This is a genomic window from Blastococcus sp. SYSU DS0828 (assembly GCF_054050975.1).
On sequence record NZ_JBJHAK010000003.1, the window covers coordinates 153,539 to 166,156 of the forward strand.

A 12,618-nucleotide genomic window follows, 5' to 3' on the forward strand; every position below is an offset into this window, starting at 1 on the left:
CTTCCGGCAGTCTTGCACACGAGCGCCGGTCGATCCAGACGCGCGTCCACCCGGGCGTGCGCGGCAGTTCGAAGGAGAACGATGACGACTCGAGTCCTGCGGGCCACCGCCCTCACCGTGGCGGCGGCCCTGACCCTCGCCGCCTGCGGGAACGACTCCGAGCCCGAGGCCGGCTCGACCGGGCAGGCCGCGGCCGGCGACGCCGCGTTCCCGCGCACCGTCGAGCACGCCATGGGCAGCACCGAGATCCCCGAGGAGCCCGAGCGGGTCGTCGTCCTCGACACCGGCGAGCTCGACTCGGTGCTGTCGCTCGGCGTGACACCGGTCGGCGCGGTCACCACGGCCGTGGACACCGACTTCCTCAGCTACCTGGCCGAGGACGCCAAGGGGGTGGAGGTCGTCGGCACGATCGCCGAGCCCGACCTGGAGGCGATCGCCGCCCTGGAGCCCGACCTCATCCTCTCCAACCAGGTGCGCCACGAGGACATCTACGACCAGCTGAGGCAGATCGCACCCACGGTCTTCGCCGCGGACCTCGGCGACACGTGGAAGGAGAACCTCCTCCTGGACGCGGAGGCGCTGGGCAAGGAGGAGGAGGCCGAGCAGCTGCTGGCGGACTACGAGGAGCAGGCCGCGCAGCTCGGCGAGGACATCGGTGACGCGGCCGGGACGACGGTCAGCCCGATCCGGTTCGTCGGTGGCACGATCCGCGCCTACCGGCCGGACTCGTTCGTCGGCACGGTGCTGGCCGACATCGGCCTCGACCACGTCGACCTGCCGGAGGGCGACAACCCCACGTTCGCCGAGCTGAGCGCCGAGCAGATCACGCAGGCCGACGCCGACGTCGTCCTGTACTCGTCCTACGGCGCCGCCGACGAGTCCGGCGAGGCGGCGGTCGTCGGCGGTCCGCTGTGGCCCCGGCTCAGCGCGGTGCAGAACGGGCAGGCCCACCAGGTCGAGGACGACGTCTTCTACACCGGCATCGGGCTGCGCGCGGCGACCCTCCAGCTGGAGGAGCTGCGCGAGCTCCTCGCCGGCTGACGCACCGAGGGCCGCTCCCCGGTGATCGGGAGGCGGCCCTCGGTGTTCGGCCCCTCTGCAGGGTCCCGCGCCGAGCCTGCGAGGCGTGGGGGGCAGAGGGGTCCTTCGTCAGGGGGTCTCGGTGACGAGCTGCGCGGCCAGGTACTGCGGCGCACCCACCCGCTCGATGGCCGCGATCTGCGCCTCGAACCAGTCGGCGTGCTTCTCCTCGTCCAGGACCATCTCCTCGAACACCGACGCGGTGCCGTGGTCACCGAGGTCGTGGCACTCCTTCGCGGAGGCGTTGAACTGGGCGACGGCGGCCTTCTCGCTGTCGAGGGCCAGCACCAGCATCTCCTCGGCGCTCTCGCCGACCCGGATGGCGCCGAGGCGCTGCAGGTTGGGGTGGCCGTCGAAGAGCAGGACGCGCTGGATGAGGGCGTCGGCGTCGCGCATCTCGTCGATGGAGAGGTCGTAGAAGACCTTGCCCAGCTTGGGCAGACCCCAGGCGTCGAGCATGCGCGCGTTGAGGAAGTACGTGTTGGTGACCGTGAGTTCGAAGGTCAGCGCGTCGTTCAGCAGTTCGACCACGCGGGGGCTAACGGGCTGCACCGGATACTCCCAGCTCTCGCTCGGCCGGGCGCTCGGTGGTGCGCTCGGCTCGCACCGGGCAATGCTGACACACGAGGTCGCGGAGCGAGTCGACGCAGTTGCCGCAGGTCCGTCCCGCACCGGTGGCCCGGGCGACGTCGGCGATGCAGGTCGCGCCGTTGGCGATCGCCTCGAGGATGTCGCGGTCGGTCACCACGTTGCAGTGGCACACGTACATGCAGCGGTCGCCTAACGGGAGACGGCGGGCGGGCGGGCCCCGGTGCGGACACCAGGGCGTCGTGTGGAGGTTAGCCTCTCCTAACCGCTGCGCGCCAGACCGCTGGTCAAGAACAGCGGGTGACCCCTAGGTTGCCGTCATGCCCGACCCGGCGTCCCGCGCCCGCGCGCTCCTGCGGCTCCAGACCGGGCCCCGGATCCTCGTCCTGGCCAACGTCTGGGACGTGACCTCGGCCAGGGTCGTCGCCGCGACGGCCGGGACCGGCGCCCTGGCCACCGCCAGCCACTCCATCGCCGCGTCCCTGGGGTTCGAGGACGGCGAGCGCATCCCGCTGGACCTGCACCTGGACGTGGTGCGGCGGATCACCGCGGCCGTGGATCTCCCGGTGTCCATGGACATGGAGGCCGGCTACGGCGACCCGGAGGAGACCACCCGGCGCGCGATCGCGGCCGGCGCGGTGGGCGGCAACCTCGAGGACGGGCAGCGCCCCCTGGACGAGGCCGTGGCCGCGGTGGGGGAGGTGGTCGCCGCCGGCCGCGCCGCGGGCGTCGACTTCGTGCTCAACGCGCGGACCGACGTCGTCCTGCTCGCGCCGGCCGGGGCCGACCGGGCGGCGCTGCTGGCGGAGGCGGCCGACCGGGGCCGGGCCTACCTGGCGGCCGGGGCCGCCGCGGTCTTCGTGCCGGGCGTGGTGGCGGCGGACGAGATCGCCGCGCTGGCCGGGGCGCTGGGGCGCGGCCGGCTCAGCGTGCTCGCCGTGCCGGGTGCCACGCCGCCGGTCGCCGAGCTGGAGCGGCTGGGCGTCGCGCGGGTCTCCACCGGCCCGAACGCGCAGCGGGTGGCACTCACGGCGCTGCAGGACGCGACGGCGGCGCTGCTCGCGGGCGGGGTGCTCCCGCCCGGCACCCGGATGCTGAGCTGAGCTCCCGTGGCGGCGTCCGAGCGGCTGTCCTGGGCGGCCGGGCTGGTGGACCCCGCACCAGGGGAGCGGGTGCTCGAAGTGGGGTGCGGCCACGGCGTGCTGGCCGACCTGCTCGCCCGGCGGCCGGGGGTCGGCCACGTGACCGCCGTCGACCGCTCGGCAACCATGGTGGCCGCGGCGACCCGGCGGAACCGCGTCGCGGTCGAGGACGGGCGGGTGACCCTGCAGACCGCGCCGCTGGTCGGGGCCGAGCTGCCGGAGCGCTGGTTCGACGCCGTCGTGTCGTTCGACGTCCGCGCCTTCTGGACCCCGCCGGCACCGGAGTGGGACGTCGTCCGGCGGGTGCTGGCACCCGGCGGTCGGGTCGTCGTCGCCTTCTCGGTCATGGCCCCCGGCGCCGACGACCGGATCCGGACGGCGGTGCTCCGGTCCGCCGGGGAGCGCGGCCTGGTCGAGCACGCCGTCCACCGGGCCGCCACGGCGCCGGTCCCGTCGGCGGCCGTCGAGTTGCGGTCGGGGCAGGACGGGTAGGAGGCGGGACGCCACCGACGAGAGGACATCCGCATGACCGACGACCTGGTACCCGGTGACCTGTACGCCTACGAGTCGCTGCTGTCGGCGGAGGAGCGGGAAGAGCTCGCCGGCATCCGCACCTTCCTGCAGGAGGAGGTCCGGCCGCTGGTGAACGACTCCTGGGAGGCGGCCACCTTCCCGATGGAGCTGATCCCGCGCTTCGCCGAGGCGGGGCTGGTCGGCCGCAGCTACGACACCGAGGGGTCACCGCGCGCCTCGCGGCTGTTCACCGGCTTCATCGCCCTGGAGACCGCCCGCGTCGACCCGTCGATGGCCACCTTCCTCGGGGTGCACAACGGCCTGGCGATGGGGTCGATCGTCAACCTCGGCTCCGAGGAGCAGAAGCGCCGCTGGCTGCCGGGCATGCTGGCCCTGGAGAAGATCGGCTGCTTCGCGCTCACCGAGCCGCACGGTGGCTCCGACGTCGCGCTCGGCCTGGAGACCACGGCCCGGCAGGACGGCGACGAGTGGGTGATCGACGGCGCCAAGCGGTGGATCGGCAACGGCACCTTCGCCGACCTCGTCGTCGTGTTCGCCCGCGACGTCGCCGACGACTCGGTGAAGACGTTCGTCGTGGAGAAGGGCACCCCCGGGTTCACCGCGACCAAGATGGAGGGCAAGTACGCGCTGCGCACGGTGCAGAACGCCGACATCACGTTCGAGGGGTGCCGGATCCCGGCCGAGAACAAGCTCGAGGGCGGCAACACCTTCAAGGACGTCAACCGGGTGCTGAAGCTGACCCGCGGCGGGGTCGCCTGGAGCGCCGTCGGCTGCCAGATGGGTGCCTTCGAGGCCGCGCTGGCCTACGCCAAGGAGCGGGAGCAGTTCGGCCGCCCGATCGCCGGGTTCCAGCTCATCCAGGACCTGCTGGCCCGCATGGCCGGAAACGTCACCGCGAGCCTCGGCATGGCCGTCCGGGTGGCGCAGCTGCAGGAGGAGGGCGTGTTCCGCGACGACCACGCCGCGCTGGCCAAGAGCTACGTGACCAGCCGGGCGCGGGAGACGGTCGGCTGGGCCCGGGAGCTGCTCGGGGGCAACGGCATCCTGCTCGAGCGCGACGTCGTCCGGTTCTTCAACGACGCGGAGGCCCTCTACTCCTACGAGGGGACCCGGGAGATCAACCAGCTCATCGTCGGGCGGGCGCTGACCGGGATCAGCGCCTTCGTCTGAGCCCGGCCGAGGTGCTGCGGCCCGGCCGCCCCGGGGTCAGGGGGACGGCCGGGCCGCAGACCTCAGGCGCCGAGGACGGCGCTGCGCACCAGGTACAGCAGGACCACGACGGAGACCGCGACGGCGAGCCCCACCCACAGCCGGCGTTCGCGCACCCGGTCGGCCTCGGTCTCGTCGGCCAGGGCCACCGGATCGGCCCACACCGGGGTGCGGCCGCCGCAGCGGGCGAGCACCTCCTCGGTGAGCACCACCGGGGGGCTCACCCGGAACGGCTGCCCGGCTCCGACCAGCTGGTGGAGGTTGCTCATACCGTGACCCTCCCGGTCTTCTCGGTCTTGTCCCAGGTCATGGCCGCCCCGCGGAACTCCTTGACGTAGGCGTCCACGGTGATCGCGCACATCAGCGGCCCGAAGCCGACCAGGTAGAGCGCCAGCGGCACGAGCGGCCGGCCCCAGCGGGTGCCCTCGAGCTTCCGGACCCCGTAGGCCAGCGGGATGCAGAGCACCAGCCAGCTGTAGACGAACAGCGTCCAAAACGTCTCCACGCCGTCGGACATGGGGATCACCCCGGGGAACGCGGCCGACAGCAGGACGACGAAGGAGATGGCGCCCGGGAACAGCAGTGCCTCCCGCCAGACCTTGAGGCCGGTGCGCGGATCGACCGACATGGTCAGCGTGATCATGAAGACGAAGGTCGCGATCGGCACGAACACCGCCGCCCCGAACACCTCCGAGGCCAGCTCGCTGTCGAGCAGGTAGAGCCCGATCAGGCCGATCGAGGTCAGCAGCATCGCCACCGGCAGCAGCAGGATCGCGAACCAGAAGACGCCGAAGAAGAAGCCGCCCAGCCCCGGGTGCACCGACCTGCGGAACCACAGGTGCCGGTACATCGAGGTGATCTGCACGTTGCCGCGGGCCCAGCGCAGCCGCTGCTTCCACAGCGCGTCCACGCCGGCCGGCTCCTCGGCCAGCACGCGGGCGTGCGGCTCGAAGACGACCCGGCGCCCGGCGAGCTGGGTGCGGAAGGTCGTGACCGTGTCCTCGGCCAGCGAGGAGGTGTCGATCTGCCCGCCGATCGCCACGAGGTTCTCCCGCGAGTGCAGCTGGGCGCCACCGGCGAGGCAGGCCATCGCACCGGCGACGTTCTGCGCTCGGCGGGAGGCGGCCTGCGCGGCCAGGTAGTCGAACCCGATGAACCGGGTGATCCCCTCCGGGTCGCCGCTGCCCTCGCGGATGTAGGCGGTCACCGCGCCGACCGTGGGATCGGCCAGGTGGCGGGTCATCTTGCGCAGCGACGCCGGCTCGTAGATGACGTCGGCGTCCATGATCAGGAGCGCCTCCATCCAGTCGTCGGCGAGGACCTCGCGCAGCCCGTGGTTGAGGGTGTGCGCCTTGCCCTCGCCGCCCTTCTCGCGGCGCAGGTGCACGACCCGGCCGGGGAAGCGCTCGGCGCAGGCGGCCAGCACGGCGGGGGTGTCGTCGGTGCTGGCGTCGTCCACGACGTAGACGCGCAGCCGGTCCGGCGGGTAGTCCAGCCCCATCAGCCGCTCGATCGAGCTGGTGAGGACGGCGGCCTCGTTCCACGCCGGGACGAGGACCGCGACGTTGGGCAGGTACGGGCCCGTCTCGCGGTAGTGGTTGCGGACCGCGTGGAACGGGATCACGAGGAACTGCGCCAGCCCGGCGACGACCGGGATCGCGCCGGTGGCCACCAGGGCCAGCAGGAACCACGTCAGCACGGTCTCGCCGATGCCGGCCACGTCGGTACCGACGGCGAGGACGGTCACCGGGCACCCACCAACCGGGTCGCCGACGCCGCGTCGGCCACCCAGGAGTAGCGGCCCACGGTGGCGGCCTCGTGGCTGTCGGTGGAGCCGACGAGGGTCACGCCGGCGGCCGCGAGTGCCAGCACGACGCGGGGCCCGGGGCAGCGCCACTTCTCGTTGACCTCGACCGTCGTGCCCGTCCGGAGGGCGGCGTCGGCGATCGCGGCGACGTGCTCGTCGAGCAGCTCGCTCTCGTGCATGCCGACCTTGGGCAGCAGCGAGAACAGGTGGGCCAGCTGGCCCCGCCCGGCGCGCTCCATCGCCCGCACGGTCGCGTCGACGAGGATCGACAGCGCGTCCTGGGTGGACAGCCCGCCCGCGATCTCCTCCAGGGTGCGGCGCGGGCTCCACGGGCCGTCCGGCCCGGGGAACTGGTGGTCGGCGATGAGGATGCGGTCCACCCCGCCCGGCCCGACCACGAGGTCCTCGGGCACGTCCAGGCGGCCGGAGGCGTCCAGGATCTTCGCCTCGACGCCGGTGAGCACCTCCAGCCCCTCGATCCGGGGGAGGGCGGCCACCTCGGCGAGGAAGCCCGGCACCCAGGTCGTCGTCGTCCGGACGTGGTCGACCATGCGGATGCTGGCCAGCCCCGTGTCGCGGGCGGCGACGAGGTTCTCCATCGGCGCGCTCACGGCGTCGTCGGACCAGGTGGAGTGCACGTGGTGGTCGGTGAGCAGCAGGTCGAGCTCACCCAGGGCGGCGGTCATCGGGCGGCCTCCTCGGCGACGACGTCGGACGGTGCGAGGAAGACGTCCTCGAGATAGCGCACCACCGCGAGCTCCCGGAAGGGCACCTCGGCCGGTAGCGGGCGGCCCAGCGCCAGGTCCAGGGCGAGGGAGGGCATGTCGACGCCGGCCGCGACGGTCAGCGGCATCGCGCCGGGGAAGCGCGGGTTGACCTCCAGCAGGGCCGGGCGGCCCTCGGCGTCGCGGCGCAGCTGCACGTTGGCCACCCCGACCAGCCCGATGGCGCGGGCCACCCGGCGGGCGGTCTCCACCAGCTCCGGGTCGGCCACCGTGGCGCCGGCGACCGAGACCCCGGAGTCGACCCGCAGCCGGGACCGCGGCACGGCGGCGACCACGTGCCCGTCGGCGTCGGCGAGCGTGTCGACCGAGTACTCGTCGCCGGGCAGGTGGGCCTGCACGAGGGTGTCCTCGTCGCTGCCGAGGGCGGTCAGCGCGGCGGCGTCCTCGACCAGGTGCACGCCGCGGGAGCCGGCCCCCCGCCGCGGCTTGACGATCACCGGGTAGTCCCAGCTGCCCGGGTCGGTCTCGCCGAGCAGCGCGGTGCGGGGGGTCGGCAGGACCTCGGTGCAGCGCTGCGCGAGGGCGTACTTGTCCAGGCAGACCTCGAGGGTCTCGAGGCTCGGTGCGGCCAGCGTGGTGCCGACGGCGTCCAGGCGCTTGCGCTCGGCGGCCAGCCGCGGCAGCTCGACGTCGACGGTGGAGAACAGCACGTCCACGCACTCCCGCTCGCACAGGGCGACGAGGGAGTCGACGAACTCCTCGCTGAGGCCGGGGCGGACCAGGTGCCGCGCACCGGCGTCCACCAGGTACAGGCCGCTGGCGTAGCGATCCATGTCCGCAGCCAGCAGCTCGACGTCGTCGCGGCGGGCCAGCGAGCGGAGCACGGCGATGCCGGCCGGTCCGCCGGCGCCGGTCACCAGGACGCGGGTGGGGGAAGAGTCAGACACCGAAGCGCTCCGGGGTGGTCGAGGTGGCGGGGGAGGACTGCTGGAAGGCCGAGTCGCTGGTGGCGCCCACGACACCACCGGCGTCCCGGACGATCTCCAGCGGTTCGCAGTACTGGCCGCCGCTGCCGTAGCGCGACCAGTAGCGGGCGGTCGCCAGGACGAAGTCGTCCTGCAGGTAGCTGCGGATGCCGGCCTGCGAACGGAAGCTGGCGAGCAGGTCGAGCTTCGTGCGGGTGAACCCGTCGATGGAGACGAAGCGGGACGGCCGGAAGTCGATGGTGGCCGAGGGGCTCTGGAAGCAGGCGACGGTCGGCACGGTGCGGGTGGCGACGCTCGCGGCCTGGTGCACGGCCCGGTGGTCCTGGTGCCGGTCGTTGGCCGAGTGGGTGTAGACGATGGTCGGACGGACCTCCTGCACGACCCGCTCGATGATCGACATGGTCGGGTCCATCGGGCTGATCCGGGTGTCCTCGAGGTCCTCGAGGAACAGCCGGGCGCCGATCAGCTCGGCCGCGGCCAGCGACTCGTCCTGCCGGTCGCCCGCCTCGCCGCCGCGTGCGCCGCGGGAGAGGGTCAGGATCACCACCTGGTCACCGGCGGAGCGGTGCGCGGCGAGCGTGCCGCCGACCCCGATCTCCACGTCGTCGGGGTGGGCGCCGACGGCCAGGACGGTCTGGCGCTGCGGAGCGGCGGCCCGCTTGGCCTGCGCGGCCTCCGCCAGCCGGCGGATCGTGGCGGCCAGGGTGTCCTTGGGCACCGGCTTGACGAGGAACTCGTCGGCCTGGCGGCGCAGCGCGTCCACGGCGTAGTCGACCGACGCGTGCGCGGTCATGACGGTGACCGGCAGGTCGGCGCGCAGCTGACGCAGGCGGTCGAGGAACTCCAGCCCGGTCATGCCCGGCATCTCGATGTCGGTGATCGCGGCGTCGAACTCGACGCGCGACGCCAGCGCCAGGGCCTCGAGCGGGTCGGCGCACGTGGTCACGGTCATGCCGCCCCGCTGCAGCACGGTGCGCACGAAGAGTGCGGTGTCGGGGTCGTCGTCGACGACCAGGACGTGCAGAGCACCGTCCACGGTTCCGGCTCCCGTCGGTGGATTCCCCCGGCTGCCCGGGAGGGGGACGGGTGTCCCCGCGGGAGTTGACGGCCGTTTCCCCTGGTCGCATGAGCCGGGCGCCCCGTGTCTCACCCCTCCGGGTGGGCCCGCCCGACCGGGCGACCGGTGCACCGCTCAAGCCGCGCCGCCGCCGTGCCGATCACCCGGTCAGGTGACCGGAGGACCACCCTCCGCACCCTCAGCGAGCAGTGAGGAGGAGGCGTCGTGGCGGATCAGTCCGTGCTCGTGGTCGAGGACACCCAGGAGATCCGCGAGCTGGTGACCACGGTGCTCGAGCGGGCCGGGTTCGCCGTGCGCGCCGTGGGCACCGGTGCCGAGGCCATCGCGGAGGTGCGACGGGAGCCGCCGGACCTCATCGTCCTCGATCTCGGGCTCCCGGACGCCGACGGCACCGAGGTGTGCCGGCAGATCCGTGCCGAGACGCCCTGCTACGTCCTCATGCTGACCGCCCGCGCCGAGGAGGTCGACCTGCTCATCGGGCTGGCCGTCGGCGCCGACGGGTACATGGCCAAGCCGTTCTCCCCGCGTGAGCTCGTGGCGCGTGTGCAGGCGATGCTCCGCTTCCCGCGGACCGCGCCGCAGCCGGCCGCCGAGCCGGCCCCCGCGGCGGAGTCGGTGCGCCGGCTCGCCGAGCTGGAGGTCGACGAGGACAGCCGGGAGGTCCGGGTCGACGGGGACGTCGTCGACCTGACCCGCACCGAGTTCGACCTGCTCGCCGCGCTGGCGTCGCGCCCGGGCCGGGTGCTGCAGCGGGAGACGCTGCTGCGCGAGGTCTGGCACACCGACTGGGAGGGCAACCTGCGCCTGGTCGAGGCGCACATGTCGAACCTGCGCCGCAAGCTCGTGGCCGCCGGCCTGAACTCGCCGGAGATCAAGACCGTCCGCGGCGTCGGCTACCGCCTCGTCGCCGCATAGCCGTCGTCTCGAGGCATAGGAAGCTATCCACCCGTATCGGGGGCGCGAACCACCGGTAGAGCTTCCTATGCCTGGCCGGGCCGGACTAGACGCCGGCGAGCTCCTGGAGCCGGGCGACCCGGGAGTGGGCGAGCACGCCACGGCGGGCGTCGGCGGCGATCTCCCGGCAGAGGGAGGCGACCTCCGGGTGGCCCAGCTGGCCGCTCGTGCCGGCCAGGGTGTGCGCGGCGAACGCGACCGCGGTGGCGTCACCGGCGCGGGTGTGCAGGTCGATGGCCGACAGCCGGGTGGGCAGCGCATCGGCGTACATGCCCTGGAGCCGGGTCATCACCTCGGCGTCCACCAGCTCGGCATCGCTGGGACCGCCCGTGTCCCCGGCCTGCGCCGCGACCGTGGTCCGGCCGCGGAGGAAGTCCAGGAGCGACCGCGCCGTCACCGGCTGGGCGAGGGTGACCAGTGCGCCGGCGGTGGCCGCCTCCGCGCGGTCCTCGGCGGTCGGGTCCGCGGTGACGACCACGAAGCGGGCGCGGGACCCGTTGCGCCGGATCCGGCGGAGCATCGCGGCACCCGAGCCGCCCGGCATCGCCAGGTCGGTCACGACCAGGTCGACGTCGGTGACCAGGGCGTGCCGGACGGCGTCCTCGGGGCCGGCGGCGTGCTGCACGTGCCAGCCACCGAGGCAGAGCAGGTCCGCGACCTGGTCGCGGACGGCGGCGTCGGCGTGGACGACGAGGGCGGTCAGCACGTCAGCACCGCCGAGCGGGGCGTCTCCGCGGTCCAGCCGTAGCTGGTGAGGGTGATGACCGAGATACGGGGCTGGTAGTCCAGGTAGCCGCGGTCCACCCGGGCGCTCACGGTCCGGTTCGTCGCGCTCGTCTCGGCCATGACGAGCGACTGGCCGTTGTTCAGGTGGGCCATGACGCGGTAGCCGACGACCCCGCGGGGCGTGGTGCTCGCCGGCCAGCTGATCGTGGCCTCGTACCAGTGGCTGTAGGTGGGGACCCACATCCCGTACCGGGTCCAGGAGCCTCCGCTGGCGGTGCGGGTGCACCGGTCGTCGATGGTGACGGTGGCCGGCGCGGTCACGGTGGTGGTCGAGACCGTCGTCGAGACGGTGGCGCTGTCGGCATAGGTGGCCGAGGCGGGCACGGCGGCGGCGACGGTGAGGGCGAGGGCGAGGCCGGTGACGGCCAGGGTGCGGCGGACGGCGTTCATGCCCGGTCCTCCTCGATCGCGGGGGTGGGGCGCCAGATGGCCAGGAGCAGCCAGCCGGCGAGCAGCGCGGGAGCCCCGTAGAGCAGCACCTGGCTGATCACCGGGGTGCGCAGCAGCTGGACCACGTGACCGAACTCCGGGATCACGGCGCGCACCTGGTAGACGGTGTCGCCGGTGAGACCGGCCGTCCACGGGTCGATCGCCTCGTTGGCGTCGCCCTTGGTCTGCACAATGACGCCGCCGTCGGCGGCCCGGTCGACCGAGACGACGCGGTGGGTGACGAGGCTGTGGTCGCCCACCGGCATGTGGTACGTGATCACCATGCCCTCGGTGAGGTCGGTGACGTCGATCGGGGTGGCGACGGTGATGTCGCCCGGCTCGATCTCCGGCGCCATGCTCGCGGTCAGCATGGTCATCGTGCGGTAGCCGAGCACGTGCGGTCCGACGGCCAGGACGGCGAAGGCCAGGACGGCGACCCCCATGACTCCGCGGACCAGCCACGGGGCCGTGCGGCCCACGATGCGGCGGGCCCGGGCGGCCGGGTGGCCGGCCGTGGAGCGCTCGTCCTCGCTCGGGGGCAGCTGGGGAGCTGCCCCCGCGGCGCGGACGGGGAGGACGGTGGTCATGGCGTGATCTCCGGGAGGTCGTCGGACGAGGCTCAGCGGGCGGTGCCGGTGCGCTGCGTGCCGGTGAAGGTCAGCGTCAGGGCGGCGGTCTTGCCCTGGAACGTGTTGTCGGCGGCGGTCGGCAGGCCGATGGAGAAGGCGAGGAAGTCCGAGCCGCCGACGTTCAGCGAGTTCACCGCGCCGAGGTCGATGGGGGCGAGCACGGCACCCGAGCCGAGGATCTTCTCGCCGCTGGCGCAGGTGTAGGTCCGCGCCGCGGGGGTGCCCCCCTCGGTCCAGGCCACGGCGCAGGACCGCAGGGACAGCTGCAGCCCCCGGGTGGCGTCGCTGGTGAGGACGCTCGATGCGGCGGCGGTGGCGCTCAGGTTGACCGCGGCCAGGCCGGTGTCCCCGTCGTTGACCAGCGTCACCGGGCGGGTGAGCGTGTCGCCGGGGACGAAGCCGGCGGTGGTCACCGGGATGGTGACGGGCTTGGCGAGATCGATGGAGACGCTGCCCGAGCTGATGGTCGTGTCGACCGAGGTGGAGTCGGTGAAGCTGCCGAACGTCCCCAGGCCGGCCACGGCGGCGGCCGCGCCGATCACGCCGAGCGAGCCGACGACCTTGCGGGCGGTGGAGCCGGTGGCGGTGGTGGCGGTCTTGGTGCTCATGTCCCTGCTTCTCCTGTGTCCGTGTGACCGCCGGTGTTCCGGCGACAACCAGGACTCTGGACG

At 73.5% G+C, this 12,618-nt stretch carries 16 protein-coding genes; 5 read left to right on the forward strand and 11 right to left on the reverse strand.

Going from position 1 to position 12,618, the window contains the following annotated elements:
• Positions 1 to 81 precede the first annotated feature (81 nt).
• Positions 82 to 1,041 carry an ABC transporter substrate-binding protein gene (locus ACI79Q_RS03645; protein WP_456614184.1) on the forward strand — a complete coding sequence of 320 codons (960 nt, stop codon included), beginning with the start codon at positions 82 to 84 and terminating at the stop codon, positions 1,039 to 1,041.
• 108 nt (positions 1,042 to 1,149) lie between these two features.
• Here ACI79Q_RS03645 and bfr read toward each other — a convergent pair whose 3' ends face one another.
• The gene (gene bfr / locus ACI79Q_RS03650; RefSeq protein WP_456614185.1) at positions 1,150 to 1,632 is read right to left on the reverse strand and encodes a bacterioferritin; all 483 of its coding nucleotides are present in this window, start codon (positions 1,630 to 1,632) and stop codon (positions 1,150 to 1,152) included.
• The gene (locus ACI79Q_RS03655; RefSeq protein ID WP_442864507.1) at positions 1,619 to 1,849 is read right to left on the reverse strand and encodes a (2Fe-2S)-binding protein; all 231 of its coding nucleotides are present in this window, start codon (positions 1,847 to 1,849) and stop codon (positions 1,619 to 1,621) included. Before ACI79Q_RS03655 ends, bfr begins: the two co-directional genes overlap by 14 nt.
• A 139-nt stretch (positions 1,850 to 1,988) precedes the next feature.
• Between ACI79Q_RS03655 and ACI79Q_RS03660 the strand changes: the two genes are divergently transcribed.
• The 3 genes from ACI79Q_RS03660 to ACI79Q_RS03670 are packed head-to-tail and all read left to right on the forward strand — an operon-like array spanning position 1,989 to position 4,514.
• The gene (locus ACI79Q_RS03660; RefSeq protein WP_456614186.1) at positions 1,989 to 2,771 is read left to right on the forward strand and encodes an isocitrate lyase/PEP mutase family protein; all 783 of its coding nucleotides are present in this window, start codon (positions 1,989 to 1,991) and stop codon (positions 2,769 to 2,771) included.
• A 6-nt stretch (positions 2,772 to 2,777) separates the two neighbouring features.
• On the forward strand, positions 2,778 to 3,302 hold the full coding sequence (locus ACI79Q_RS03665; protein WP_456587432.1) for an SAM-dependent methyltransferase: 525 nt from the start codon (positions 2,778 to 2,780) through the stop codon (positions 3,300 to 3,302).
• A gap of 33 nt (positions 3,303 to 3,335) precedes the next feature.
• Complete coding sequence (locus ACI79Q_RS03670) at positions 3,336 to 4,514, forward strand: acyl-CoA dehydrogenase family protein (protein ID WP_456614187.1); 1,179 nt, start codon at positions 3,336 to 3,338, stop codon at positions 4,512 to 4,514.
• A gap of 62 nt (positions 4,515 to 4,576) precedes the next feature.
• Here ACI79Q_RS03670 and ACI79Q_RS03675 read toward each other — a convergent pair whose 3' ends face one another.
• From ACI79Q_RS03675 to ACI79Q_RS03695, 5 genes are read right to left on the reverse strand one after another with little or no spacing between them, the layout of a single operon-like run.
• Complete coding sequence (locus tag ACI79Q_RS03675; RefSeq protein WP_456614188.1) at positions 4,577 to 4,822, reverse strand: hypothetical protein; 246 nt, start codon at positions 4,820 to 4,822, stop codon at positions 4,577 to 4,579.
• Entirely contained in the window at positions 4,819 to 6,300 is a 1,482-nt protein-coding gene (locus ACI79Q_RS03680; protein ID WP_456614189.1) for a glycosyltransferase, read from the reverse strand. Before ACI79Q_RS03680 ends, ACI79Q_RS03675 begins: the two co-directional genes overlap by 4 nt.
• Positions 6,297 to 7,046 (reverse strand): histidinol-phosphatase, encoded by a 750-nt coding sequence (locus tag ACI79Q_RS03685; RefSeq protein WP_456587436.1) that lies wholly within the window; start codon positions 7,044 to 7,046, stop codon positions 6,297 to 6,299. The genes ACI79Q_RS03680 and ACI79Q_RS03685 overlap by 4 nt, the downstream gene beginning before the upstream one ends.
• The gene (locus ACI79Q_RS03690; protein WP_456614190.1) at positions 7,043 to 8,032 is read right to left on the reverse strand and encodes an ATP-grasp domain-containing protein; all 990 of its coding nucleotides are present in this window, start codon (positions 8,030 to 8,032) and stop codon (positions 7,043 to 7,045) included. Before ACI79Q_RS03690 ends, ACI79Q_RS03685 begins: the two co-directional genes overlap by 4 nt.
• Complete coding sequence (locus ACI79Q_RS03695; protein ID WP_456587438.1) at positions 8,025 to 9,107, reverse strand: response regulator; 1,083 nt, start codon at positions 9,105 to 9,107, stop codon at positions 8,025 to 8,027. The genes ACI79Q_RS03690 and ACI79Q_RS03695 overlap by 8 nt, the downstream gene beginning before the upstream one ends.
• A 246-nt stretch (positions 9,108 to 9,353) precedes the next feature.
• On the opposite strand from ACI79Q_RS03695, the gene ACI79Q_RS03700 reads away from it, so the two are divergent.
• Positions 9,354 to 10,064, forward strand: coding sequence for a response regulator (locus ACI79Q_RS03700; RefSeq protein ID WP_456587439.1), 711 nt, complete (start codon positions 9,354 to 9,356; stop codon positions 10,062 to 10,064).
• Positions 10,065 to 10,149: 85 nt separating this feature from the next.
• Here ACI79Q_RS03700 and ACI79Q_RS03705 read toward each other — a convergent pair whose 3' ends face one another.
• From ACI79Q_RS03705 to ACI79Q_RS03720, 4 genes are read right to left on the reverse strand one after another with little or no spacing between them, the layout of a single operon-like run.
• A complete protein-coding gene (locus ACI79Q_RS03705) occupies positions 10,150 to 10,809 on the reverse strand; it encodes a response regulator (protein ID WP_456614191.1) in 660 nt (219 codons plus the stop codon).
• Positions 10,803 to 11,279 carry a hypothetical protein gene (locus ACI79Q_RS03710; protein WP_456614192.1) on the reverse strand — a complete coding sequence of 159 codons (477 nt, stop codon included), beginning with the start codon at positions 11,277 to 11,279 and terminating at the stop codon, positions 10,803 to 10,805. Before ACI79Q_RS03710 ends, ACI79Q_RS03705 begins: the two co-directional genes overlap by 7 nt.
• Positions 11,276 to 11,905, reverse strand: a complete 630-nt coding sequence (locus ACI79Q_RS03715; RefSeq protein ID WP_456596770.1) for a signal peptidase I — start codon at positions 11,903 to 11,905, stop codon at positions 11,276 to 11,278. Before ACI79Q_RS03715 ends, ACI79Q_RS03710 begins: the two co-directional genes overlap by 4 nt.
• A 32-nt stretch (positions 11,906 to 11,937) precedes the next feature.
• Positions 11,938 to 12,555 (reverse strand): TasA family protein, encoded by a 618-nt coding sequence (locus tag ACI79Q_RS03720; protein WP_456596769.1) that lies wholly within the window; start codon positions 12,553 to 12,555, stop codon positions 11,938 to 11,940.
• Positions 12,556 to 12,618: the final 63 nt, after the last annotated feature.

Bases quoted from the DNA above. Each gene is read 5' to 3' on its own strand.
- ACI79Q_RS03645 (WP_456614184.1), top strand. From the start codon at position 82: ATGACGACTCGAGTCCTGCGGGCCACCGCCCTCACCGTGGCGGCGGCC.
- ACI79Q_RS03655 (WP_442864507.1), bottom strand. From the start codon at position 1,849: ATGTACGTGTGCCACTGCAACGTGGTGACCGACCGCGACATCCTCGAG.
- ACI79Q_RS03660 (WP_456614186.1), top strand. From the start codon at position 1,989: ATGCCCGACCCGGCGTCCCGCGCCCGCGCGCTCCTGCGGCTCCAGACC.
- ACI79Q_RS03670 (WP_456614187.1), top strand. From the start codon at position 3,336: ATGACCGACGACCTGGTACCCGGTGACCTGTACGCCTACGAGTCGCTG.
- ACI79Q_RS03675 (WP_456614188.1), bottom strand. From the start codon at position 4,822: ATGAGCAACCTCCACCAGCTGGTCGGAGCCGGGCAGCCGTTCCGGGTG.
- ACI79Q_RS03685 (WP_456587436.1), bottom strand. From the start codon at position 7,046: ATGACCGCCGCCCTGGGTGAGCTCGACCTGCTGCTCACCGACCACCAC.
- ACI79Q_RS03710 (WP_456614192.1), bottom strand. From the start codon at position 11,279: ATGAACGCCGTCCGCCGCACCCTGGCCGTCACCGGCCTCGCCCTCGCC.
- ACI79Q_RS03715 (WP_456596770.1), bottom strand. From the start codon at position 11,905: ATGACCACCGTCCTCCCCGTCCGCGCCGCGGGGGCAGCTCCCCAGCTG.
- ACI79Q_RS03720 (WP_456596769.1), bottom strand. From the start codon at position 12,555: ATGAGCACCAAGACCGCCACCACCGCCACCGGCTCCACCGCCCGCAAG.